At 73.1% G+C, this 23,817-nt stretch carries 16 protein-coding genes; 7 read left to right on the top strand and 9 right to left on the bottom strand.

Annotation, left to right across the window (positions count from 1 at the left end):
- The first annotated feature begins 6 nt into the window (after positions 1-6).
- From RM788_RS00625 to RM788_RS00615, 3 genes are read left to right on the top strand one after another with little or no spacing between them, the layout of a single operon-like run.
- Positions 7-2,154, top strand: coding sequence for a hydantoinase/oxoprolinase family protein (locus tag RM788_RS00625; RefSeq protein WP_315929429.1), 2,148 nt, complete (start codon positions 7-9; stop codon positions 2,152-2,154).
- Positions 2,151-2,678 carry a hypothetical protein gene (locus tag RM788_RS00620; protein ID WP_315929428.1) on the top strand — a complete coding sequence of 176 codons (528 nt, stop codon included), beginning with the start codon at positions 2,151-2,153 and terminating at the stop codon, positions 2,676-2,678. Before RM788_RS00625 ends, RM788_RS00620 begins: the two co-directional genes overlap by 4 nt.
- Positions 2,679-2,681: 3 nt before the next feature.
- Positions 2,682-3,962: a transporter gene (locus RM788_RS00615; protein ID WP_315929427.1), complete on the top strand. Its 1,281-nt coding sequence runs from the start codon at positions 2,682-2,684 to the stop codon at positions 3,960-3,962.
- Here the strand turns inward: RM788_RS00615 and RM788_RS00610 are convergent.
- Both RM788_RS00610 and RM788_RS00605 read right to left on the bottom strand, forming a co-directional pair.
- Positions 3,950-6,856 (bottom strand): AfsR/SARP family transcriptional regulator, encoded by a 2,907-nt coding sequence (locus RM788_RS00610; RefSeq protein WP_315929426.1) that lies wholly within the window; start codon positions 6,854-6,856, stop codon positions 3,950-3,952. The genes RM788_RS00615 and RM788_RS00610 overlap by 13 nt on opposite strands.
- Before the next feature lie 53 nt (positions 6,857-6,909).
- Complete coding sequence (locus tag RM788_RS00605; RefSeq protein ID WP_106194347.1) at positions 6,910-7,098, bottom strand: PspC domain-containing protein; 189 nt, start codon at positions 7,096-7,098, stop codon at positions 6,910-6,912.
- A 333-nt stretch (positions 7,099-7,431) separates the two neighbouring features.
- Between RM788_RS00605 and lnt the strand changes: the two genes are divergently transcribed.
- Positions 7,432-9,045: an apolipoprotein N-acyltransferase gene (gene lnt, locus RM788_RS00600; protein ID WP_315929425.1), complete on the top strand. Its 1,614-nt coding sequence runs from the start codon at positions 7,432-7,434 to the stop codon at positions 9,043-9,045.
- Positions 9,020-9,817 (top strand): polyprenol monophosphomannose synthase, encoded by a 798-nt coding sequence (locus RM788_RS00595; protein ID WP_315929424.1) that lies wholly within the window; start codon positions 9,020-9,022, stop codon positions 9,815-9,817. Before lnt ends, RM788_RS00595 begins: the two co-directional genes overlap by 26 nt.
- Before the next feature lie 74 nt (positions 9,818-9,891).
- Here RM788_RS00595 and RM788_RS00590 read toward each other — a convergent pair whose 3' ends face one another.
- From RM788_RS00590 to RM788_RS00580, 3 genes are all read right to left on the bottom strand, one after another.
- Positions 9,892-10,236 (bottom strand): RNA polymerase-binding protein RbpA, encoded by a 345-nt coding sequence (locus tag RM788_RS00590; protein ID WP_106194336.1) that lies wholly within the window; start codon positions 10,234-10,236, stop codon positions 9,892-9,894.
- Between the two features lie 239 nt (positions 10,237-10,475).
- On the bottom strand, positions 10,476-11,228 hold the full coding sequence (locus RM788_RS00585) for a thymidine kinase (RefSeq protein ID WP_315929423.1): 753 nt from the start codon (positions 11,226-11,228) through the stop codon (positions 10,476-10,478).
- A 6-nt stretch (positions 11,229-11,234) separates the two neighbouring features.
- The gene (locus tag RM788_RS00580) at positions 11,235-12,608 is read right to left on the bottom strand and encodes a serine/threonine-protein kinase (protein ID WP_315929422.1); all 1,374 of its coding nucleotides are present in this window, start codon (positions 12,606-12,608) and stop codon (positions 11,235-11,237) included.
- A 371-nt stretch (positions 12,609-12,979) separates the two neighbouring features.
- Between RM788_RS00580 and RM788_RS00575 the strand changes: the two genes are divergently transcribed.
- On the top strand, positions 12,980-18,709 hold the full coding sequence (locus RM788_RS00575) for an anti-phage protein ProA (RefSeq protein WP_315929421.1): 5,730 nt from the start codon (positions 12,980-12,982) through the stop codon (positions 18,707-18,709).
- Between the two features lie 65 nt (positions 18,710-18,774).
- On the opposite strand, the gene RM788_RS00570 is transcribed toward RM788_RS00575, so the two are convergent.
- From RM788_RS00570 to RM788_RS00555, 4 genes are all read right to left on the bottom strand, one after another.
- Positions 18,775-19,104, bottom strand: a complete 330-nt coding sequence (locus RM788_RS00570; RefSeq protein ID WP_315929420.1) for a hypothetical protein — start codon at positions 19,102-19,104, stop codon at positions 18,775-18,777.
- 121 nt (positions 19,105-19,225) lie between these two features.
- Positions 19,226-19,852, bottom strand: a complete 627-nt coding sequence (locus RM788_RS00565; RefSeq protein WP_315929419.1) for a helix-turn-helix transcriptional regulator — start codon at positions 19,850-19,852, stop codon at positions 19,226-19,228.
- 471 nt (positions 19,853-20,323) lie between these two features.
- Positions 20,324-21,229 (bottom strand): S66 peptidase family protein, encoded by a 906-nt coding sequence (locus RM788_RS00560; RefSeq protein ID WP_315929418.1) that lies wholly within the window; start codon positions 21,227-21,229, stop codon positions 20,324-20,326.
- Entirely contained in the window at positions 21,226-23,148 is a 1,923-nt protein-coding gene (locus RM788_RS00555) for a prolyl oligopeptidase family serine peptidase (protein ID WP_315929417.1), read from the bottom strand. Before RM788_RS00555 ends, RM788_RS00560 begins: the two co-directional genes overlap by 4 nt.
- Before the next feature lie 98 nt (positions 23,149-23,246).
- Between RM788_RS00555 and RM788_RS00550 the strand changes: the two genes are divergently transcribed.
- Positions 23,247-23,813, top strand: a complete 567-nt coding sequence (locus RM788_RS00550; protein ID WP_106194317.1) for a DUF3090 domain-containing protein — start codon at positions 23,247-23,249, stop codon at positions 23,811-23,813.
- Positions 23,814-23,817: the final 4 nt, after the last annotated feature.

Below are 23,817 nucleotides of genomic sequence, written 5' to 3'. Positions count from 1 at the left end.
TTCGCGATGGAGCCACACCCGGTCCGGATCGGCGTCGACGTCGGTGGCACGTTCACCGACGCCGTGGCCGTGGACGCGACGACGTTCGCCCTGCTCGGCCAGGTCAAGGTCCCCACCAGCCACGACCACGCCGACGGCGTGGCGCACGGCATCCTGGCGGCGTTGCGCGAGTTGCAGGACAAGACCGGGATCGACGCCTCCGCGGTGTCGTTCCTGGCGCACGGCACGACCCAGGCGACGAACGCGCTGCTGGAGGGCGACGTCGCGACCGTGGGGGTGGTCGGGATCGGCCGCGGCTTCGAGTCGTGGGCGACCGGGCGGCTCAAGGGGCTCGCGAAGCTCCAGCTCACCCCCGGCAAGGGGCTGCCGGTCCGGTACGCCGGGCTGCGCGACGCCGACGACCCGGTCGCGGTGAAGGCCGCGGTGGCCAAGGTCGTGGAGGAGGGCGCCGAGGTCGTGGTGGCGGTGCAGCCGTTCAGCGTCGACGACCCGCTGGGGGAGCGGGAGGTCGTGGCGCAGGCCCGGTCCCAGGGGCTGCTCGCCACCGCAACGCACGAGATCACCGGGCTGTACGGGCTGGCGAAACGGGCCCGCACGGCGGTGCTCAACGCCGGGATCATGCCGCGGATGGTCGAGACCGCGGACCTGGTCGAGCGCAGCGTCGCGGCGGCGGGCATCACCGCGCCGCTGATGGTGATGCGCGGCGACGGCGGCGTGATGTCCCTGCCGGAGATGCGGAAGCGGCCGCTGCTGACCGCGCTGTCCGGACCCGCCGCGGGTGTGGCGGGGGCGTTGATGGGGGAACGGCTCAGCGAAGGGGTGTTCCTGGAGACTGGCGGCACGTCGACCGACATCAGCGTCGTTCGCCGCGGCCGGGTGCAGGTGCGGCACGCCCGGCTCGGCGGCCGCGAGACCTACCTGCCCGCGCTGGACGTGCGCACGGTCGGCGTCGGCGGCGGATCCCTGGTCCGGCTCGACGGCACGTCCGTGTGCGCAGTCGGCCCGCGCAGCGCGCACATCGCCGGTCTCGCCTACGCCTGCTTCGCCCCCGCCGGGGCGTTGGTGGACGCCAAGCTCGTGACCATCGCGCCACGGGAGGGCGACCCCGCGGACTACGCGGCGCTGGAGACGCCCGACGGCACCCGGTACGCGCTCACCCTGACCTGCGCCGCCAACGCGCTGGGCGTGGTGCCCGACGACAGCTACGCGCACTGCGACCCCCGAGCCGCGCGGAACGCGCTGGAACCCCTCGCCAAGACCCTCGGACTGTCCATCCAGGACGCCGCGGGAGCCGTGCTGCGCCAGGCGGTCAAGCCGGTGCGGGCCGTCGTGGACGACCTGGTCGACGGCTACCGCCTCGACCGCGCGACCCTCAGCCTGGTCGGCGGGGGAGGAGGGGCCGCGGCCGTCACGCCGTTCCTGGGCGCCGAGTCCGGACTGGACTGGCGGATCGCCGCGCACAGCGAGGTCATCAGCCCGCTCGGCGCCGCGCTCGCCCTGGTCCGAGAGTCGGTCGAGAAGATCGTGCCCAACCCGTCGCACACCGACATCCTGGCGGTGCGCGCGCAGGCCGAACAGGCGGTGATCACCCAGGGCGCCGACCCGGCGGGCGTCGAGGTCGACGTCACGGTCGACCCGCAGCGCAACCTGATCCTCGCCGTCGCCACCGGCGCGACCGAACTGCGCACCAAGGACCGCGCCGCCGTGGCGGACGAGGACCAGGTGCTCGCCGACGTCGCCCGCACCCTCGGCGTGCCCGGCGGGGAGGTCAGCGAGCTGGCCCGCACCGGCCACCACCGCGCCCTGGGCGCCCGGAGCAGGCCCAAGGGGTTCCTCGGCCGGTTCCGGCCGATCGCGCAGCACGTGCGGGTCGTCGACACCGACGGCGTGGTCCGGCTGCACAGCGCGAACGCCCACGTGGAGCGCACCAGCGTCGGCGAGGCCTCCGGCACGCTCGCCCGCCTCGTCGACGAGCACACCCGCGTCGGCGACGGCGGCAGCCGCGCCCCCGCGGTGTGGCTGCTGGTCGGCCCCAAGATCGCCGACCTGTCCGGCGTGCTCGACCGCGACCAGCTCGTCGCGCTCATCGGCGCCGAGCTGAAGTCCCGCACCCCCGACGAGCCGCTGGTCGCCATCCTGGAGGACCGCGGATGACCGACGAGGACCTGGCCGTGGCACTGCTGAGAGCCACGCCCACGCACGAGAACCGCACCGAGGAGCAGCTCCGCTCCTGGGCCGCCACCGCGCTGGAGTTCGCCGACGAGCTGCCCGTGGAGCCCGCCGACGTCCACGTCGTCGAGAAGTCCGACGGCGTCACCGGGGGCCTGGTGACGCTCGCCGAGTACGACGCCCGCACGCGCACCGTGACCGTCCACACCGACAGCCTCGCGCTGCTCGCCGACGTCGCCGCCCGCAAGGGCTGGACCGACGTCACCCCCGAAGCGCTCCGGGAAGCCGCCGTGGCGCACGAGGTCGCGCACCACCGGCTGCACGGCGGGCTGGCGCGCGCCCTGCGCCGCCGCCTCGACCACGTCGTCTGCCGCGTCGGCTCGCTGAAGGTCCGAGGTCACGTCGTGGGCGCCGACGAGGTCGTCGCCCACCGCTACGCCCACCGCGCCAGCGGCCTGCGGCGCAGCCCCCTGCAGCTGTCCGCCGCGCTAGCCGAACTCGGAGGTTGACCCGTGGGGTACGCAATCCTGGCCGTGATGGCCGTCGGGGTCGTCCTGATGCTCACCCGCGTGCTGCCCACGGCGTTCGCGCTGGGCCTGCTGGCAGTGGTGATCGCCCTGCTGGCGGGCGCCTCGGTGCTGGGGGACAAGAACAGCGTCGGCACGACCGTCCTGCAGACCGGCTCGACCCTGCTGGCCGCCACGATGGTCGCGGTGCTGCTCGGCTCGTGGCTGGGCACGCTGATGGAGGACACCGGCATCGCCGCCACGCTGGTGCGCAAGATCGTCGAGTTCGGCGGTGAACGCCCGGCGGTCGTCGCCGTCGGCGTCTACGTGGTCGCCGTCCTGTGCGGCAGCATCACCGGCTCCGCGCCCGCCGCGATGCTCGCGGGCGTGGTCGGCATCCCGGCCATGATCGCCGTCGGCGTCCGGCCCGTGGTGGCCGGTGGCACCGTCCTGATGGGCATCGCGACCGGTCTGCCGCTGGACCTCATCGGCTGGCAGTTCCTGTCCGACGCGATCAAGCTCCCGATCGAGCAGGTCCGGTCCTTCCAGCTCAGGCTGTTCCCGATCGTCCTGGTCGGCAGCCTGCTCTACATCCTGGTCGAGACCCGCCGCCGCGGCGCGCGGCACGCGTGGGCCGTCCGGCTCGACGCCAAGCCGTCCACGCGGGTCCGCCGCGGCGACGCCCCCTGGTACGCGCTCGTCTCGCCGCTCGTACCGATCGTGCTGGCACTCGGCTTCCACGTGCCGATCGTCGCGTCGCTGCTGGCCGGTGTGGTGTTCGCCCTGGTCACCACGACCCGACCCGGCAAGCTGGGGGAGAGGGCGCTGCGCTCGCTCTACCGGGCGTTCGACGTGGCCGCGCCGCCGATCGTGCTGTTCGTGGCGATCGGCATGCTGCTCTCGGCCGTGCGGCTGCCCGGCGCGGTCAGCGCGTTGACGCCGATCGTCTCGGCGCTCAGCCCGTCCGGGACGCTGCTGTTCGTCCTGGTGTTCGCCGCGCTGGTCCCGCTGTGCCTGTACCGGGGGCCGTTCAACATCTACGGCCTCGGCGCCGGGGTCGCGGGGGTGCTGGTGTCCGGCGGCGTCTACCCGGCCACCGCCGTGCTGGGCCTGATGGCCTCCTACGGGCAGGTGCTCGGCGTGTCCGACCCGACCAGCACCCAGACCGTGTGGAGCGCCCAGTACGCGGGCGTCCGCCCGGAGAGGGTGATGGCCTCGACCCTGCCGTACACGTGGCTCATCGCCATCGGGGGGCTGGTGCTGACCACCGTGCTCTACCTGACCTGAACCGGCACCTCGGCCGCCTCGGCGTGGAAGCCCGCCCCGGTGAACAGCGCCGAGGCCTCCGACCACGCCCGGTCCGCCTCGTCGTGCCGCCCGACGTCGGTGAGCGCGTACCCCAACCGGCACAGCGACCGCGCCACCTCGGGGTCGAGGCCGAGTTCCACCGACGCCTCCAGCGCGCGTTCCGCCCACCCCACCGCGATCGCGGGGTCGGCGGAACGCGCGCTGAGCAGCCGCCACGACCACACCAGCCCCACCCGGTCGTCGTGCTCCTCCAGGTACGCGTGCGCCTGCCGCACCAGCTCGTCGACGACCTCCTCGTGACCGGCCCGCAGCAGCACGTCCGCCAGGAACAGCCGGATGATCGCCGCCATGTCCGGGTCGCCCATCCGCTCGGCCAGGGTGAGCGCGGTCGCCAGGTGCTCGGCGGCGGTGTCCAGCTCGCCGGTGAACCGCAGCAGCCGCCCGAGCTCCAGCACGGCCCCGAACACCCCGCGCTCGTCGTCCAGGACCGTGGCCAGGTCGCGACCTCGGGTCAGGTGCGCCAGCGCCTCGTCGAAGTCGCCCGCCCGCCGCGCGATCGCGCCCAGCGACGCCAGCACCTCGACCTCGCCGTGCGCGTTGCTCGACGCCCTGAACCGCACCGTCGCCTGCCGGTGGCACTCGCGCGCCCGCTCCGGCCGGCCGCGCCACTCGTGCATCCACCCCGACGCGTACCAGGCGTACCCGGCGCCCCAGTCGTCGCCGACCGCCTCGAACCCCAGCCGCGCGCGGTCGAAGTCCGCCTCGGCCTCGTCGAACCGGTGCTGCCGCACCCGCAGGATCCCGCGCTGCTGCACCAGGACCGGCTCGGTGTCGCGGGTCGCGAACGGCAGCGCCACCTCGATCAGCCACTCCCAGTCGTCGAACCGCGCCCGCAGGTCGCAGAACGCCCCCGTCGCGATCACCAGCCCGCACACCTGCTCGGCCATCCCCAGTTCGGCGGCCTGCGCCACCGCCGCCCGGATGCCGAGCCACTCGTCGTCCAGCCACGCCACCGGGTCCGCGGGCAGCCGGGCCGCCAGCTCCGAGTACGGGCGTTCGCGCTCCGGCAGCCGCAACGCCTCCTGCGGCAGGTCGGCGTTGACCCGCTCGGCCAGGTCGCGCCACGTGTCGAACAGCCTGAGCAGGGGAGCGGGGTCGTCGTCGGCGACCTCGCGGCCGAACACCCGCACCAGGTCGTGCAGCCGGTACCGCTGCCGCCCGAGGGTGTCGCGCCCCGCGAAGTCGACCAGTCGGGCGTCGACCAGCGCCTCGACGTGCTCCTCGGCCTCGTCGAGCCCGAGGTCGAGCAGGGGAGCGGCGACACCGGCCGCGAAGTCCGGGCAGTCGAGCCTGGCCAGCAGCCCGAACAGCCTCCGCCGCGTCGCGTCCAGGCCGTCGTGGCTCAGCGCCAGGCTGGCCCGCACGTCCAGGTCGCCGACCCGCAGTTCGTCGAGCCTGCCGCGCTGGTCCTCCAACCTGCCCGCGAGCTGCGCCAGCCGCCAGTGCGGGCGGGCCACCAGGCGGCCGACCGCGATGCGCAGCGCCAGCGGCAGCCTGCCGCAGTACCCGGCGATCTCCCGCGCCGCCTCGGGTTCGGCGTCCACCCGCTTCGCCCCCAGCGCGCCGCGCAGCAGGCCCAGCGCGTCCTCGGCGGGGAACACCTCCAACGGCACCACCCTCGCGCCCTCCAGCCCCGCGAGCGCGGTCCGGCTGGTGATCAGCACGGCCGCCGTCGGAGTGCCCGGCAGCAGCGGGCGGACCTGGGCCTCATCGGCGGCGTTGTCCAGCACGACCAGCACCCGCCGGTCGGCCAGCCGGTCGCGGTAGAGGCCGATCCGGTCGTCCAGCGACGCCGGGATCGCGCTGCCCGGCACACCGAGGCCGCGCAGCAGCCGGTCCAGCGCCTCGGCCGGGCCCACCCCGGTGCCGCGCAGGTTCAGGTACAGCTGGCCGTCGGGGTAGTCGTCGCGGACCAGGTGCGCCACGTGCACCGCCAGCGTCGTCTTGCCGACACCGCCGAGGCCGGTGATCGTCCAGACGCCCCGCAGCCCCGAGGTGATCGCCTCGACCTCCGCGGCGCGCCCGGTGAAGTCCGGCACCGCGGGCGGCAGCCACGCGGGTCCGGTCCGCCCGGCCAGCACCGACTGGTGGAGCCTGCGCAGCTCGGCGTTGGGCTCGATGCCCAGCTCCTCGGCCAGCACCTCGCGGGCCCGCCGGTAGGTGTCCAGCGCCTGCGCCTGGCGGCCGCCGCGGTGCTGCGCGGACATGAGCTGCGCCCAGAAGCGTTCCCGCAACGGGTGCAGCGCGACCAGGGCCAGCAGCTCGTCGACCAGGTTCTCGTGGCGGCCGAGGAGCAGCTCCACCTCGTTGCGGCGCTCGACGGCCTCCCAGCGCTGCTCGTCCAGGCGGTCCGCGTCGGCGGTCCCGTCGCGCCGGGACGGCACCTGGACGAAGGCCGGACCGCGCCACAGGCCCACCGCTTCGTCGAGGAGCGCGGACTCGGCGTCCAGGTCCCCGGACTCCTCAGCGGCACGGGCCCCGGCTCGGAGTTCGCGGAACCTGGTGAGGTCGAGCTGGTCGGAGTCGACGTGGATCGAGTAGCCGGTGGGAGTCGTGCGGACGATCTCCCGCGCCGTGCCGTCGTCGAGGAACTGGCGCAGGCGCATCACGTAGGTCTGGAGGGTGCCGCGGGCCGCACCCGGCGCACCCGCGCCCCAGAGGTGGTCGATGAGCTCGTCGACGTGGACGGACTCGTTGGGGGTGGCCAACAACGCGGACAGCAGGACGCGTTGCTTGGCGGAGCGGATGGTGATCACCCGCCCGCCGTCCCGAACCTCCAGCGGTCCGAGCACCAGGAAGACCCAGCGCCGCACCGCCACCCCCGTAGTCGTGTGCGGACGATCCTATCGGGGGTGGAGGGGAGGGGTCAGTAACCGGCCTTGGGCATCATCACCCAGAGGACCAGGTACACGACGAACTGGGGGCCGGGGAGCAGGCAGGACAACACGAAGATCAAGCGCATCGTGTTGGGCTTCATGCCGAAGCGGTCGGCCAGGCCGGCGCACACACCGGCGATCACCTTTTTGTGCTGGGGCCTCGTCAACGTGGAAGTCATGACTCAAGAGTGCCCGTGGTCAAACACGAGGGCATCGGTGATGACCCTGAACTAGTGGGTCAGGGGTGTGTGGGAGTTGTCATGGGGGTGGGGAGGCAACCTCGGGCGGAGATGGGGTTCGAGGTGGAGGTGCTTGATCGTCGGACCTCCTGGGAACCTTGTCCGACAAGGGATGGCTCCGGATCGGGGTGGGACCGCCAGGCCGGAGGCGCTCGGAATCCGTATCCGGCCTTGTGGGGCATATGTCTTGCGAGTCCTGTTCGCCCCGCACCTCGATGTCAGGTTGGCACCCGACCACACCGGGTCGTGACCTCGGGCTCGTACCCTCATCGGGTGGTCGCAACCCCCGTGGCGGCGGAATTGCCCGTCGCCGACATCCCGCCCAGCCGTCGTGAGCGCGACGTGCGTGGATTCCTGCTCCGAGTCGCCCTCTCCGTCGCGGGTGGGGTGCTCGTCTACCTGAGTTTCCCGCCGCGCACGGTGTGGTGGTTGGCACCGCTCGGTTTCGCGTTGCTCGGGTGGGTGCTGCACGGCCGTCGGGCGCGGGCGGGATTCGGGTTCGGTGTCCTGTTCGGACTCGGGTTCCTGGTGCCGTTGTTGGCGTGGACCGGGGAGTTCGTCGGGGCGATCGCCTGGTTGCCCCTGAGCCTGGCCTGCGCGGCGCTGATCGGACTGGGGACCGCCGCGATGGCGGTGGTGTGGAAACTGCCCCTGGCGCCGCTCTGGGGCGCCCTGCTGTGGGTGGCCGACGAGGCGCTGCGCGGCGTGTTCCCGTTCGGCGGGTTCCCGTGGGGGAAGATCGCGTTCGGGCAGCCGGAGGGGTGGTACCTGCCGCTGGCGGCGTTGGGCGGCGCGCCGCTGATCGGGTTCGCGGTGGTGTTGACCGGGTTCGGGGCGGCGGCGGTCGCGCGGAACTTCCGGGACTGGCCCGCCGCGCTCCTGGTGGTCGTCCCGCTGGCGGCGGGACTGGCGGCGAACGGGGTGGTGGGCACCGATCCGAGCGAGGGCACCGCCGTGGTGGCGGCGATCCAGGGCAACGTGCCGAGGGCGGGGCTGGACTTCAACTCGCAGCGGCGGGCGGTGCTGGACAACCACGTCAAGCGCACCGAGGAACTCGCGCAGGACGTGGCGAACGGCAAGCAGGAGCAGCCGGACCTGGTGATCTGGCCGGAGAACTCCTCCGACATCGACCCGTTCCGCAACCCCGACGCCGCCGTCCGCATCCAGCAGGCGGCCGAGGCGATCAAGGCGCCCATCGCGGTGGGCGCGGTCGTCCTGGGCGACGACGGGCTGCCGCGCAACACGGTGATCCTCTGGGACCCGGTCCAGGGGCCGATCGACCAGTACACGAAGCGCAAGCTCCAGCCGTTCGGCGAGACGATGCCCTACCGGTCGTTCTTCCGGATCTTCACCAAGCTGGTCGACCGCGCGAACAACTTCCAGCCAGGCACCGACCCCAGCGGGTTCACGATGGGACCGGCGAAGGTGTCGCTCGACACCTGTTACGAGGTCGCCTTCGACGAGATCGTCCGGGAGAACGTGAAGACCGGGGCGAACCTGATCGCGATCCCCACGAACAACGCCACTTTCGGCTACACCGAGATGACCTACCAGCAGCTTTCGATGTCGCGGGTCCGCGCGGTGGAGCACGGCCGGGCCGTCGTGGTGGCGGCCACGAGCGGGGTCAGCGCGATGGTGCACCCGGACGGCTCGGTGAGCCAGAGCACGGGCATGTTCACCCCGGCCGCACTGGTCGAGAGGTTGCCGCTGCGCGGGCAGACTACGCTGGCCACTCGGCTTGGTGCTTGGCCCGAGTGGGTGATGTCCGCACTCGGGCTGCTGGCCTTGGCGTTCTGCATTGCCCAAACACGACGAGGAGCGCGTCCGGAGCCCGATCGGGGCCCCGGCGAGGAGGAAACGGATGACGGACCAGCAGGCGCAGCCTGACCGCGAGCTCGGGCCGGTGCTGGTGGTGATCCCGACCTACAACGAGCGGGACAACATCGGGAAGATCGTGAAGCGGTTGCACGCGGCCCTGCCGCAGGTGCACGCGCTCGTGGTCGACGACGGCAGCCCGGACGGGACCGGACAGGTCGTGGACGACATGGTGGCCGCGGACGACCGCGTCCACGTGCTGCACCGCACGGAGAAGGCGGGACTCGGCGCGGCGTACGTCGCGGGCTTCGGCTGGGGCTTGGAGCGCGGCTACGAGTTCCTCGTCGAGATGGACGCGGACGGCTCCCACGCCCCCGAGGACCTGCCGAGGATGCTCGACGCGGCCGCGGGCGCGGACCTGGTGATCGGCTCGCGCTACGTGACCGGCGGCAGCGTGGTGAACTGGCCCAAGTCCCGCGAGGTGTTCTCCCGCGGCGCGAACCTGTACTCGCGCATCGCGCTCGGCGCGCCGATCAAGGACATCACCGCGGGCTTCCGGGTGTACCGGGCCGAGGTGCTGCGCAAGCTCAAGCTGCACAACGTGGCGTCCTCGGGCTACTGCTTCCAGATCGACCTGTCGTGGCGCACCCACGAGCTCGGCTTCCGCATCGTCGAGGTGCCCATCACCTTCACCGACCGGGTGATCGGCGAGTCGAAGATGAGCGGCAACGTCGTGCGCGAAGCCCTGATCCGGGTCACCAAGTGGGGCCTGCGCCGCCGTGGCAACCAGCTGCGGTCCGTGTTCGCCCCCAAGGCGAAGACGCCCAGCGGCACCGCCAAGTAGTCCCCGAACAGCACAAGGGGCCGCCCACCGGAATCCGGTGGGCGGCCCCTTGTCGTTCTTGGACGTGCTCTGGGTCAGGCGGTTCGGGTACGCCGTCCACGCAGCTCTTCGAGCCGCTCGTCGAGCAGCTCCTCGAGCTCCGGGATGGTCCGGCGCTCCAGCAGCATGTCCCAGTGGGTGCGCGGCGGCTTGATCTTCTTGGCCTCCGGCTCGACTCCGTCGATGATCTTCGACTCGGTGCCGTGGAGGCGGCATTCCCAGGTCGGAGGCAGTTCGGCGTCGTCGGAGAACGGAACCTCGAAGTCATGCCCCTTGGGGCAGGCGAACCTCGCGACGCGGCGCGGGGCTAGGTCGTGGTTGCGGTCCGTCTCGTAGCTGACTGCTCCGAGCCGGCTGCCACGTAGAACGCGGTCGGCCATGGCGCTGTCCTTTCGCTCGGCTCAGGGCCGGGGCCCAGGCTTCTTGCTCACCGAGTGCAACGTACGGATTGGTCCGTTCGTTCCCCGGTATACGGTCATGGTCGCCCACAGTGACGTCTTTCACCCGTCAACGAAGGCGTCCTACTAAGGGATGCAATCGCGCCAGGATCGTGACGCGTTAGCAAGCTACCGTGTGAGTTCGTCACACGAATGGAGCAGTCCCCCCTGAAAGCGTGCGCTTACGCCAGCCTAAGCTGACCACTTTGGGCTACGTTCGGCCCTAGGTCGCCCAGTCGGAAGTGACGCCTGCAGAGGACTTGATAGCGGACAGTAGTTTCGGTGTGTTCCGGAACACTGCCACGCTCCGTGTCAGGTCGCATCTGCTCCGTGTCCGCGACCATCACCGTGTCACCCGCTCGAATTACCCGGCCCGCCCGCACCCTGGCGTTGAACCGGCCCTGGAGACCGCACCAGCACAGGACCTCCACCTGGATGGCCTGCAGGTCGTCTGCCAGCTCGAACAGCCTGCGCGAGCCGGGGAACATCTCACCGCGGAAGTCCGTGGCGAGCCCGAAGCAGTAGATGTCGACCTGGACCTCGTCCGCCAGCTCCGCCAACTGTTCCACCTGAACGGGTGACAGGAACTGGGCCTCGTCCACGATGAGGTAATCCACCCTCTGCCCCAGTGCCCACTGCGCCCGCACCAGCAGCCTCAGATCGTCGTCGGAGACCTCGACGGCCTCGTGGGCGATCCCTATGCGGCTGGAGATCTGCGGCTTGCCGGAGCGGTCGTGGCGCACCAGCAGGAGGCCGCGGCGGCCCTGGCGGGAGTTGTTGTGGTCGATCTGCAGCGCCAGCGTCGACTTCCCGCAGTCCATCGGCCCGAAGTAGAACTTCAGGTGCCCGACCACGGGCGCGGAGCCGCGCGAACCGGCTACGGGGACCGCTGACAGGGCATCGGTGGGGTCTTGGGATGACGGGGGCGCTTCCACGGCGGGTCACCCTAGTGGTTCGACCTCGGACGGTCCGTTCGGCGGGGTTGTCACGGGCTCGTCGGAGGGCGTCTCGACCGTCGTTCCCGGTGCCTCTGACGTCGGCGGTGCCTCGGTCGTGGTGGGCGCCGGGGGTGCCTCGGTGCTGGTCACCTGGGGTGCCGTCGACTCGGGGGTGCTGACCGACGTGGTGATCGGAGCGCTGAACGCCTCCGGTGCTCGTGCGGGTGCCTGTGCAGGTGCCTGTGCAGGTGCCTGGGCGACCGGGGCGAACGACGGCACCTCCGACATCGGGCCGACCGCGGCCTCCGGTGCGGCGGCGGGCGGGTTGACGACCGATGTCGGCGCGTTCGGGGTGGCGGGGGCGGGGGAGCCGCCGACGAACCAGAACGCCGCGGCGGCCGCGGTCACCGACAGGCCGAGCAGGGCGAGCGAGGCCCGGCGGGCGTGGCGGCGGGCCGGGGTGGGGTACCCGACCTGGCGGGTCGGGGTGGCGTCGGGTGCGACGGGGCTCGGGATGTCGGCCGAGGTGGCGTCCAGGAGGTCGCTGGAGAGACTGGCGGGCTCGGGGGTGGGCCTGGAGATGATCACGGGCCTGGAGCCGTCGGAGATCCGCCGCAGGAGCCGGTCGAGTTCGTCCACCTCGGGGCGGTCCGCGGGGTCGGCGGCCAGCAGCCGGTCGATCACCGGGCGCAGTTCCGCGGCGTGGGTCGGGGGCTCGGGGCGTTCGGTGACGATCGCGGTCACGGTGGCCACCGGGTCGCCCCGATCCACCGGGGGCCTGCCCTCGACCGCCGCGTAGAGGGTCGCGCCCAGCGACCACAGGTCCGAGGCCGGGCCCATCGGCAGCCCGCGGGCCCGTTCCGGGGCGATGTAGGAGGGCGCGCCGAACAGCGTGCCGACCATCCTCGTCCCGGTGTCGGCGGCGATGCCGAAGTCGGTCAGGTGGGCGTCGTCGCGCTCGTCGAGCAGCACGTTGCCGGGCTTGACGTCGCAGTGCACGACCCCTTGGGCGTGGATCGCCGCGAGTCCGGCGAGCACCTGCCGTCCCATGGCGGCGGCCTGCCGCGGCGACATGGTCCCGTCGTCGGCGAGCACCGCCGAGAGAGACCGCGACCGCACCAGCCGCATCACCAGCCAGGGCTTGTCGTCCTCGTAGACCAGGTCGTACACGGTCACGACGTTGGGGTGGCACACCTTCGCGCCGACCTGCGCCTCGTGCCGCATCCGCTCCTCGTGGTCGGGGTGGACCTCCTTGATGGCCACCTGTCTGCGCAGCAGGTGGTCGTCGGCGGACCACACGACACCCATGCCGCCCGACCCGATTCGGTCGAGCAGCCTGTACCTGCCTGCCAGCAGATCCGCCTGGTCAAGGATCACCTCCACAAGATCCCCCGTCGGGGCGAATCGTAAACCTGATCGGATCTACCGTTTCAGTGCTGACTGAAGTACCGCGCGTGCTCGACCGGTGACAGCGGGTAGGAACCGCCGTCCGACGGGACGGGTCCGGGGGTTCCGGCAGGTCGGAGGGGTCGATCGAACCCGAGGGATCCGCGAAGCGGTCCGCGGCGTCGGAGACCTCGATGGCCCGACAGCGCCGGGAACCCGTCGCCTTCGAACCGCGCACGCGGTCCGCGACGAACACGGACGGGGGTCGCTGTAACGATGGCGGCGTCCCGGTCGAATCCGAGTCGATCGGCCCGTCACCAGGGGAGGTCGATCGGCTGAACGGTTCGAGCAGGGAGTCGCTGGTGCAGTCGGAGCACGGGTCGCCGGTGTCCATGAGCCTGGAGACCACGTCGGTGATCAGCTACGCGATGGCCCACAACGAGGTCTCGGTGATCAACCGGCTGGTGGTCGACGGGGTCGACGAGGACGTCGTGGGCGCCGTCGTGCGGTTCGACGTCGTCGACGCCCACGGCCCGCTGGCGGAACCGCACAGCCGGACCCTCGACCTGCCCGGCGGGCGGCCCGTGGTACTCACCGACCAGCGACTGGCGCTCGACCCGCTGGCGATGGCACGGGTGGAGGAGCAGCGGCCCGGCGTCATCCGGGTGTGGCTGGAGATCGACGGGGTGCGGCGGGCGGAGGCGTCGGTCCGGGTGCGGGTGCTGGCGGCGCGGCAGTGGTCGGCCAGTCCGCTCGCGCTCGGGCTGGAGATGCTGGCGGCCCACGTGATGCCCAACCACCCGGCGGTCGTGGAGCTGATGGGGCACGTCGCCGACCGGTTGCTGGTCACGACCGGCAGCCCGTCGCTCCAGGGCTACCAGGCGGGCCCGGACCGGGTCGACGACATCGCGCGCGCCGTGTTCGACGTGCTGCGGACGCGGGGGATCCGCTACAGCGGACCACCCGCGAGCTGGGCCGACGACGGCCAGAAGGTCCGCACGCCGGGAGAGGTGCTGGAGGACCGCGTCGGCACGTGCCTCGACCTGGTGGTCGTGGCCGCGGCGGTGTTGGAGCAGGCCGGGCTCGGCCCGCTGCTGTGGCTGGTCGAGGGGCACGCCTTCCTCGGGTACTGGCGCGAGGAGTCCTCGCTCGACGGTGCCGCGCAGACCGACGTGGCCGACGTGGTGAACCTGGTCGACCTCGGGCGGATCCGGCTGGTGGAGACGACGCTGGTCACCGTCCGCGCGGACTCGCCGCCGTTCCGGGACAGCCACCGCCCGCCCTACGACGCGTACCTGACCGGGGACCTGGACCAGGTGCTCGGGGTGGTCGACGTGCGCCAGGCCCGGCGGGACCGGGTGGTGCCGCTGCCCGCGCGCACCACGGACGCCGAGGGCAACGCCGTGATCAGCTTCTACACGCCCACCGCCAGTTTCTGGCCGGAGGTGGCGAGCGTGGCCCGGTCGGGCTCCGGACCCAGGCACGCGGTGGCGGCGCCCGCGCGGGTGGCGCGGTGGAAGAACGCGCTGCTGGACCTGAGCCTGCGCAACCGGCTGGTCAACTTCACCGCGGGCGCGGGACTCCCGCTGGTGGTGCCGGGCGAGCGGCTGGGCGCGCTGGAGGACGTCCTGCACGAGGGCGCCGCGGTGGCGCTGCGGGCGTCCGACGAGGTGACGGCCGTGGACCGCGAGCGCGGGATCAGGGCGGGACGGGACCTGCCCGCGGAACAGTTGGTGGACCTGCTGGTGAACCGCCGCACGGTCTACGCGGACGTGGCGGAGGCGGCTTACCGGACGCGGTTGCGCGGGGTGGCGCACAAGGCCAGGACGGTGCTGGAGGAGACCGGGGCGAACAACCTGCACCTGGCGCTGGGGTCGCTGGTGTGGGAACTCGACGGGCGGCCCCTGCGGTCGCCGCTGGTGCTGGTCCCGGTGGTGCTGGCGCCGTCGGGCCGCGGTGGCCGCTACCAGCTGCGGCTGGACGAGGCCGGGTCCTCCACGCCCAACTACTGCCTGGTCGAGAAGCTGCGCCAGGTGCACGGCCTGGAGATCCCCGGTCTGGCCGAGCCGGTCCTCGACGACGCCGGGATCGACCTGGACGCGGCGTTCCGGGCGACCCGCGAGGCGATCGCGGAGCGGGGGCTGCCGTTCCGGGTGGAGCCCACGGCGGACCTGGCGGTGCTGCAGTTCGCGAAGTTCCGGCTGTGGAAGGACCTGGACGAGAACTGGTCGGCGTTCACGGCCAACCCGCTGGTGGACCACCTGGTCCGGTCGCCGGCGGACGCGTTCGTCGACCCGGTGGCGACCTCGGCGGTGCACGACCTGGAGGAACTGGCCGAGAAGTGCCCGGTCCCGGCGGACGCCTCGCAGCTCAAGGCCGTCGCGGAGGCGGTGGCCGGGCGGACGTTCGTGCTGGAGGGGCCGCCGGGCACGGGCAAGTCGCAGACGATCACGAACCTGCTGGTCCGCGCGGTGGCAGAGGGCAAGAAGGTGCTGTTCGTCGCGGAGAAGCGGGCCGCGCTGGACGTCGTGCGGCGGCGGCTGGACGAGGTGGGCATGGGACCGCTGTGCCTGGACCTGCACGACAAGGGCAGCAGCCCGGCGGCGGTGCGGGAGCAGGTGCGCCGCGCGCTGGAGCACGTGGTGGTCTCCGACCCGCCGGGGCTGGCCGCGCGGCTGGACGAGCTGCGGTCGGCGCGCCGGGCGCTGACCAGGTACGCCTACCAGCTGCACGACCGCAACCCGGTCGGGTTGTCGCTGTACTCGGCGCGCGACGCGGTGCTGGCCATCGGCGAGGGGGTCGAGGCCATGCCGGTGTCGTCGGCGTTCCTGGCGACGGCGTCGTCGGACACCGCGACCCGGATGCGCAAGGTCCTCGCCGACCTGCCCGACGTGGCCCACCGGGTCCGGCCCCGCCCGGACCACCCGTGGGCGTTCGTCGACGACTTCCGGCAGCCGGTGGTGGCCGACGTGCTGCCCGCGGCCCGGCGGGCGGACGCGGCGCTGCGGGCGCTGCCGCGGCACGACGTGGTCAAGGCCGTGCGCGAGCCGGAGGATCTGCGGTCCCTGGCCGCGCTGCTGACCGACCGGACGCCGCTGGGTGTGCTGGACGAGGTGCGCACGACGCGGTGGGCCCAGGCGGTGGACGGGGTGCGGCGGCGGGTCGCGGAGTTCGCGGTGCTGGCCCATCCGGGGCTGGACGTGGTGACGCCGCTGGTGCTGGACCTGCCGGTGGGCGAGGTGCACGCGGCGGCCCGCGAGGCGGCGGCGACGGGGTTCTGGGGTCGGCGCAAGCGGCTGGCCGCCGTCCGGGACCGGTTGGCGGCGGTGCTGCGACCGGGCGCGAAGGTGGCGCCCAAGCGCGTGGTCGAGCTGACCGGTGAGCTGGTGGCGCTGCGCGAGGGCGTCGACCGGCTGGCGGTCGCGGTGCGGCAGGTGCCCGGCCTGGTGCTGCCCGCCGGGTGGAACCCGCTGACCGCCGAGGGGCGGGAGCACCTGGTGCGGCGGGTGGAGTGGCTGCGGTGGGCCGGGTCCGTGGTGGATCCGGCGGACCCGGTGCGCGGCCGGTTCGCCGGACCGCTGCGGGCGTTCCTGGCCACCGGCGCGGTGCTGGACCCGGCGCCGGTGGTCGCGGCCGCGGCCGCCGTGGACGACTTCGCCAGGGCCTGCCGGGTCGGCGCGGGTGACATCGGCAAGTGGGCGGGCGAACCGGGTCTGGTGGCCACGTGGGTCGCGGGCGCGGTGGAGCGGCAGCTCGGAGACGACCGGCTCGGGTCGCTGCACCGGTGGCTCGCGCTGCTCGCGCACGTGGAGCCGCTGCGCGACGAGCACCTGGACGACGCCCGGTCGCGGGTGCTGCGGGGCGAGGTGGACCCCGACGAGGCGGTGCGGTCGTTCGAGCTGGGGCTGGCCGAGGCGTCGGTGCGGGAACGCGGCGGGGTCGCCGGGATGCGGTCGTTCGACCCGGCGGCGCACGAGCGGGCCATCGCCCGGTTCGTGTCGGTGTCGGGGATGGTGCGGGAGCACCTGCGCACGGCGCTGCCGCGGCAGGTCGTGCGCGGCCGGGAGTTCGACCCGGCGGCCACCGGCGGGCGGGTCGGGCTGCTGCGGCGGCAGCTCAACCGGCAGCGCGGCGGGCTCCGGGTGCGGGAGCTGATGATCCAGTTCGGGGACCTGGTCACCGGGGCGCTGCCGTGCGTGCTGGTGAGCCCGGACTCGGTGGCGCGGTTCTTCCCGGCCACGGCGGGCCAGTTCGACATCGTGGTCTTCGACGAGGCGTCGCAGGTGCGCGTGGCCGACGCGATCGGCGCGATGGGTCGGGCGAAGTCCGTGGTGGTCGTGGGCGACAGCAGGCAGATGCCGCCCACGTCCTTCGCGGAGAGCGCCTTCGACCAGGAAGCGCCGGGCGACGCCGTGGAGGACGAGGAGTCGATCCTCACCGAGTGCGTGCAGGCGCGGGTGCCCAGGCAGCGGCTGACGTGGCACTACCGCAGCCAGGACGAGTCGCTCATCGCGTTCAGCAACCACCACTACTACGACGGCTCGCTGGCGTCGTTCCCCGCGCCGGGCGCCCGCCCGGACCGCGGGGTGTCGCTGGTGCGGGTCGACGGGACGTTCCACCGCTCCGGGCAGGACGGGCCGCTGCGGACCAACCCGGTCGAGGCGGCCGCCGTCGTCGCCGAGATCCGACGGCGCTTCGACGCCTCGCCCGCCACGGTCCCGTCCATCGGCGTGGTGACGTTCAACCAGCAGCAGCGGACCTTCGTGGAAGGCCTGCTGCGCGACAGCGGCGACCCGCGGATCGTCGAGGCGCTGGACTCCGACACCGAGGGCCTGTTCGTGAAGAACCTGGAGAACGTCCAGGGCGACGAGCGCGACGTGGTGCTGTTCTCCACGGCGTTCGGCGTGAACAAGCGGGGCGTGCTGCCGCTGAACTTCGGCCCGCTCAACCGGGCGGGCGGGGAACGGCGGCTCAACGTGGCCGTGACCCGCGCCCGGCGGCAGGTCGTGGTGTTCTGCAGCTTCGACCCCGACCGGTTGCGCGCCGAGGAGACCTCCTCGGTCGGTGTGCGCCACCTGCGCACCTACCTCGACATGGCCGCCGGGATCGCGCTGCCCGCGTCCTCGCGGTGGCGCGCGGTGGTGGACCGCCACCGCGACGAGGTCGCCTCCGCACTGCGCGCGGCGGGTCTGGCGGTGACCACCGACCTCGGTTCGTCGGAGTTCAGGGTGGACCTCGCCCTCGCCGATCCGGCCACGCCCGACGTGCCCGTGGTGGCCGTCCTGCTGGACGGGCCGGGCTGGGCGTCGCGCTTGACCGCCCGCGACCGCGACGGGCTGCCGGTGGAGGTGCTGGAAGGCAGGCTCGGCTGGCCCGCGGTGCGCCGGGTGTGGCTGCCCGACTGGCTGGACGAGCCGGGAGCCGTCGTGGCCCGCCTGGTCACGGCCGTGCGGGAGCCCCTGGCCGTGGCCGAGCCGGTCCGGGAGCCACCGGTGCCCGCGACCGTCCCGGTGTCGGTCGGCGTCGGCGTGGCGGTGCCCGACCACGCGTCGGTGTTCGTGCCGTGGGCCGCGCGGGTCGTCGGGCCGGTCGCCGTCCTGGACGCGCTGCCGGGGTCCGCCGCGCCGGTGGCGGCCGTGGTGGCCGAGGTGGTCCGGGTCGAGGGACCGGTGCACGTCGACCGGCTGGTGCGGCTGGTGGCGGGCGCGTTCGGCCTGGCCCGCGTGGCGGAGACCCGGCGCGCGGCGATCCTGGAGGTCGTCGGCGGGCTGGTCGTCGAGCACGACGTGGTGTGGCCCGCCGGGATGCGACCGGGGGAGTGGAGCGGCTTCCGGCGGACGCCCGAGGGGGTGGAGCGGCCGTTCGAGCACGTGCCGGTGCGGGAGGTGGTCAACGCGCTGGTGTCGGTGGCGCGCGGGGCGGGCGGGATGCCCGTGGCGGAGCTGCGGCGTGAGGTCCTGGGCATCTTCGGCGGCCGCCGGGTCACCGCGGGCGTGGGGTCGAGGCTGGACGCGGCGGTGGAGTTCGGGGTGCGGCTCGGCCGGTTGCGGGTGGACCCGGACGACACCGTGGTCGCCGTGCAGCCGACCTGACGACGTCCACGACGACACCGGCGGAGGCAGCCCGCGGGCTGCCTCCGCCGGTCCCACCCCCCTGGTCAGCGCGCGCAGCGCCACGAATACGGGTCGGACGCGTTGAGCAGCACGGAGAAGGCGCCGCCGCCGTACTGCCTGGCGCAGGCGTTGCCCATGTCGACGTTGTAGAGGTTGCCGGTGTACGGCGAGTGGCAGCGCCAGGAGTAGGCGTTGTTCGCGTCGAGCAGCCACGCGTCCAACGGCCTCCAGTCCTGCACCCGGCACTGCTGGGCGACGTCGATCCCGCCGAGGATCACCGCGGCCGACGCCGGGGTGGCGGTGAGCACGCCTCCCAGGCCGAGTGCCATCGTGGTCGCGGCCAGCAGTGCGGTGCGCTTGGCTTTGATGCCCATGGGATCTTCCCTTCGAGTGGTTCCGGGGCTGTTCGCCCTGGTCTCCACCCTGCGCGCCAGCAGGTGTCGAACCCATCGCCCGCGGGAGCACCCCGGCGGTGCCCGCGGCTCGTCCGGGGGATTAGCGGGCCAGGTGCCTGCGGACGTCGTCGGCCACTTGGAGGCGGGTGCCCATCCCGTACTTGCGGAAGATGTTGCGCAGGTGGGTCTTGACGGTGTGCGGGCTGCGCCCGAGTTCGGCGGCGAGGTGCTCGTTGTCCAGGCCGTTCGCCAGGTGCACGGCGATCCCCTGCTCGACCGGGGTCAACGACAGGAAGCGCTGCTCGGGGCCGTCGTCGACGTCGAGCGCCATCTCCATCAGCTCGGACTGGATCTGCTCGCAGGCGCGCACGATGGCCGCGAGGTAGTCGCTGTGCGGGTCGGTGCGGGCGTGCTCGGCGATGCCGCGGATCCCGGCCACGCGGGAGGAGAGGTACTCGACGACGTGGTCTGAGGTGACCGGGTAGGTCGGCTGGTCGCCCGCGGGTAATCGCTGGAGGGCTTCGCGGTCGTCGTGGTCGCGGCCGAGCGCGCGGGCGAGGAGGTCGGCCAGCCACTCGACGGCGCGGACGGCGTTGTCGTCGAAGGCACCGGGTGTGTAGCTCTGGATGGACAGCATCCCGAACACGCGGGTGCCCCCGCGGCCGTCGGAGCGGAACAGGGGGACGGTGGCCGCGTCGGCGGATCGCCTGCTGGTGTCGCCGCACATGACGCCCGCGTGGAGGGTGGCGCCGTTGTCGTAGGCGTAGCGGTAGGTGACGCGGTGCTTGAGCAGCCACGCGGTCTGGCCGTGGGGGCGTAGGTGTGCGACATCGGGTCGTCGAAGGTGCCGGACTCGAAGCCGTAGGGATAGCGGACCCGGTTGGCGCCGTGCAGGAAGCCGACGTAGAAGGTGTCGACGGGGGCGATCTTGGTGGCGACGGCGCGGACGTAGTCGTAGAGGGCGTGGTGGTCGTTGCGCGGGATGGCCTTGATCTTGTGGTAGGCCTCGCGCAGGACGGTGGCGGTCTCGGCGTCGATGCGCAGCGGCGGCGGGGTGTCCACGCGTTTCATGGTGGCTCGGCCCCGGCGCGGACCGTACCCCCGTTGTGGTCGCCTATTCCTGCGGGTTGGGCCGGTGTCGATGCCGTCGGTGGGTCCGGTGGGCCGAGTGGGTGCGAATCGGTCCCCGGTCGGGTGCTCACGCCCGGCCGTCGTCCAGCACGGTGAGGGTCGCCCGGTCGGCGTCGAGTTCCACCGGCACGCCCATGGGGATGGTGAGCTGGCCTCCGCAGTGGCCGAAGCCGAGGTCGGCGATGATCGGGACGCCGAGCGGGCCGAGCCGTTCCAGGGCGAGGTCGTTGACGTCGCCGCAGCCGGACCAGCTGCCGAGCGCGATGCCGGTGACGGTGTCGAACCAGCCTCGGCGCAGCAGGTTGGTGAGGACGCGGTCGAGGGCGTAGAGGTCTTCGTCAATGTCCTCGAGCAGGGCGATGGATCCCGGCGGCGGGGTGGTGGGGTCGAAGGCGACCAGGGTGGCGCAGCCGCCGGTGGTGGTGCCGCGCGCCGTTCCGGGGACGAGGGTGCCCGCGGTGGGGCGGGTGAGGACGCGTTCGGCCGCGGGGGTGAACAGGGCGCGGCGGAGGTGCTCCTGGGCTTGGACGTCGTGGACGAAACCGCGGGTGGCGATCATCGGGGCGAAGAGCGTGGCGGTGTCGCCGAGGGTGGTGAAGGCGGTGTGCAGCGCGGTGATGTCGCTGGAGCCCGCGAACGCCTTGGGCGGGGCGGCGGCGATCGCGGCCCAGTCGAGGTGGTCCTGGGTGCGCTGGCTGCCGTAGCCGCCGCGCGCGCAGATGACGGCCTTGACGTCCGGGTCGTGCCAGGCGTCGTGGACGTCCCCGGCGCGGTCGGTGTCGTGGCCAGCCAGGTAGGGCAGCTCGGGGTGCCGGTCCAGGACGTGGGGCGCGACGCGGACGTCGAGTCCCCACGTCCGGAGGACGGCGACCCCGGCGGTGAGCATGCCCACCGGGGTCGGCCCGGCGGGCGCGACGACGGTCACCCGGTCGCCCGCGCGCAGGGGCGGCGGGCGGCGTGGCGCATGGGTCACCTGCGCAGTTCCAGGACGGGCACGCCGGGAGGGGTGAAGCCGAAGACCTGGCCGTAGAAGGAGAGCTCGGCCTCGATGGCGGTGGCGATGGTGTCGGCTTTGCGGAAGCCGTGCTGCTCGCCCTCGAAGGTGAGGTAGGCGTGGGGGACGCCGGTGCCGTCGAGCGCGGCGATGAACCGGTCCGCCTGCGCGGGCGGGCAGATCTCGTCCTCGAGGCCCTGCAGGAGCAGGACGGGGCCCTCGAGGTGGGCCACGCGGTTGCCGGGCGAGCGTTCGGCGTAGCGCAGGGCGGCCTCGGGGAGCGCGCCGACGAGGCCCTCGACGTAGCGGGACTCGAAGTCGTGGGTCTCGCCGCCGTCGCCGGTCCAGCCGTCGAGGTCGAGGATGGGGAAGGCGATCATGGCGCACCGGTAGGTCTTCACCGTGGTCATGGACGCGGCGGCGGTCCAGCCGCCCGCGCTGCCGCCGCGGATGGCCAGGCGGTCGGGGTCGGCGGTGCCCTCGTCGGCGAGCGCCTGGGCGACGGTGGCGCAGTCGTTGACGTCGACGACGCCCCACTGCTCGCGCAGCCGTTCGCGGAACGCGCGGCCGTAGCCGGTGGAGCCCCCGTAGTTGACCGAGACGACGCCGATGCCGCGGCTGGTGAAGTAGGCGAAGTCGATGTCCAGGACCGGGGTGGCGCGGCTGGTGGGGCCGCCGTGGACGTGCACGAGGTAGGGCGGGCGCTCGCCCTCGGGCGCGGTGTGGTCGGGGTTGCGGGGCGCGTAGACGTAGGCCGGGATGTCCTGGCCGTCGGCGCCGGTGAAGACGCGCTCGACCGGGATGGGCAGGTAGGCCTCGTCGACGGTGGGGCCGTCGTGCCCGGTGAGGCGGGTGAGGTCGCCGTTGGACAGGTCGAGGCGCACGACGGCGGTCTCCTCGAGCGGGCCCGCGGCGCCGGCGTGCACGACGCCGTCGTGGACGTGGAGCTGGGAGGTCCAGACGGGGAGGTCGGTGTCGACGTCGGTGATGGTGGCGGTGCGCTCGTCGAGGACGGCGAGCCGGGTGCCGCGCAGGACGAGGTAGCGGCCGGGGGCGATGACGGCGAAGTAGCGGTGGCCGAGCCGCCACACGGGGCCGCCCAGCTCGTCCGCGGTGGGGGCGAGGTTCTTGCGGCTGCCGTCGATGCCGACGCGGTGCAGGTTCCACCAGCCGTCGGGGTCGGTGACGGCGAGCAGGGCGTTGTCGGTCTCCCACTCGATCTGGCAGACGGCTTCGGTGCGCCCGCCCGCGATGACCCTGTGCTCGGTGGAGCCGACCTCGGCGACGCACAGCTCGGTGCCGTCCCACGGCATGTCCGGGTGGTTCCAGCCGAGCCAGGCGAAGTGGCGACCGTCGGGGCTGAGCCGGGGGCCGGTCATGAAGTGGTGGCTGGCCGCGAGGACCCGGACGGGCGACCCGTCCAGGGGGATGGCGACCAGGTCGCGGCGGATGTCGGTGCGGGCGTCACCGGTGACGGTCTCGCGGACGCACCAGACCTCGGTGTCGTCGGGCCCGGCGGTGAGGTCGGAGTAGCGCCAGCCGTGGTGGCGTTCGGGTTCGGGGGTGAGCGGCGTCGGGTCCGGGTCGGCGGGGTCCATGAGGTGGACGCGCTGGTCGGCCCAGTCGGTGAAGGCGACCCGCTCGCCTCCGGGTGTGTCGAGGACCACGAAGGGGCGTCCGCCGTACTCGTGCACCCGGTTGCGCACGTTCCACGGCGCGGGGAGGAGGTCGACGCCGTCGCGGACCAGGCCGACCCGGCCGCCCTCCTCCGGGCGGCTGGTGGCCCACCAGGGTGTGCCCCGGTGCACGTCGATCCACTGGAGCCCACCGCCCGCCTCGGCTACGTCGGCCGAGCCGATGGGCGATGTCCACGTTCCGCACGATGCGATCTTCCCCACGTCGGGGACCTTATACGCGGAAGGCCGTCCGCAGCGATCACGACATCGGTGGGGGAGCCTCTGCCGGTGGCCGGGTCGTGGCTTAGGGTTGGGAGGCCATGTCACGGGTCATTCACGTATTCCGCCAGCCCGACCGGTTCGTCGCCGGAACAGTCGGGCAGCCAGGCGACCGCATGTTCTACCTCCAGGCCTCCGAGGAGGCCCGGATGGTGAGCGTCGCGCTGGAGAAGCAACAGGTCTCGGTCCTCGCCGAGCGCATCTCGTCGCTGCTGGAGGAGGTGCACCGCCGGTTCGGCGCGGACGTCCCCGACGACACCCCTCCGGATCTTCGGGACACCGAACCGCTGACGGCGCCGGTGGAGGAGGAGTTCAAGGTCGGCACGATGGGGCTGGGCTGGGACGCCGAGTCCAGCGCGGTCGTCATCGAACTGCTCGCGATCACCGAGGAGGAGGTCGACGAGGCGGTGGTGCTCGACGACACCGAGGAGGGGCCGGACGCGGTCCGGGTGTTCCTCTCGCCGTCGGAGGCGCGGGCGTTCGCCGAGCGGGCCGACCGGGTGGTGAACGCGGGTCGCAAGCCGTGTCCGTTGTGCTCGGAGCCGTTGGACCCGGATGGTCACGTGTGTCCGCGGCAGAACGGCTACCGGCGCACCGAGGAGAGCTGAGCGC

The organism is Umezawaea sp. Da 62-37 (genome assembly GCF_032460545.1).
In the GTDB taxonomy this organism is placed as follows: domain Bacteria; phylum Actinomycetota; class Actinomycetes; order Mycobacteriales; family Pseudonocardiaceae; genus Umezawaea.
This window is presented reverse-complemented; position numbering and strand designations above follow the sequence as displayed.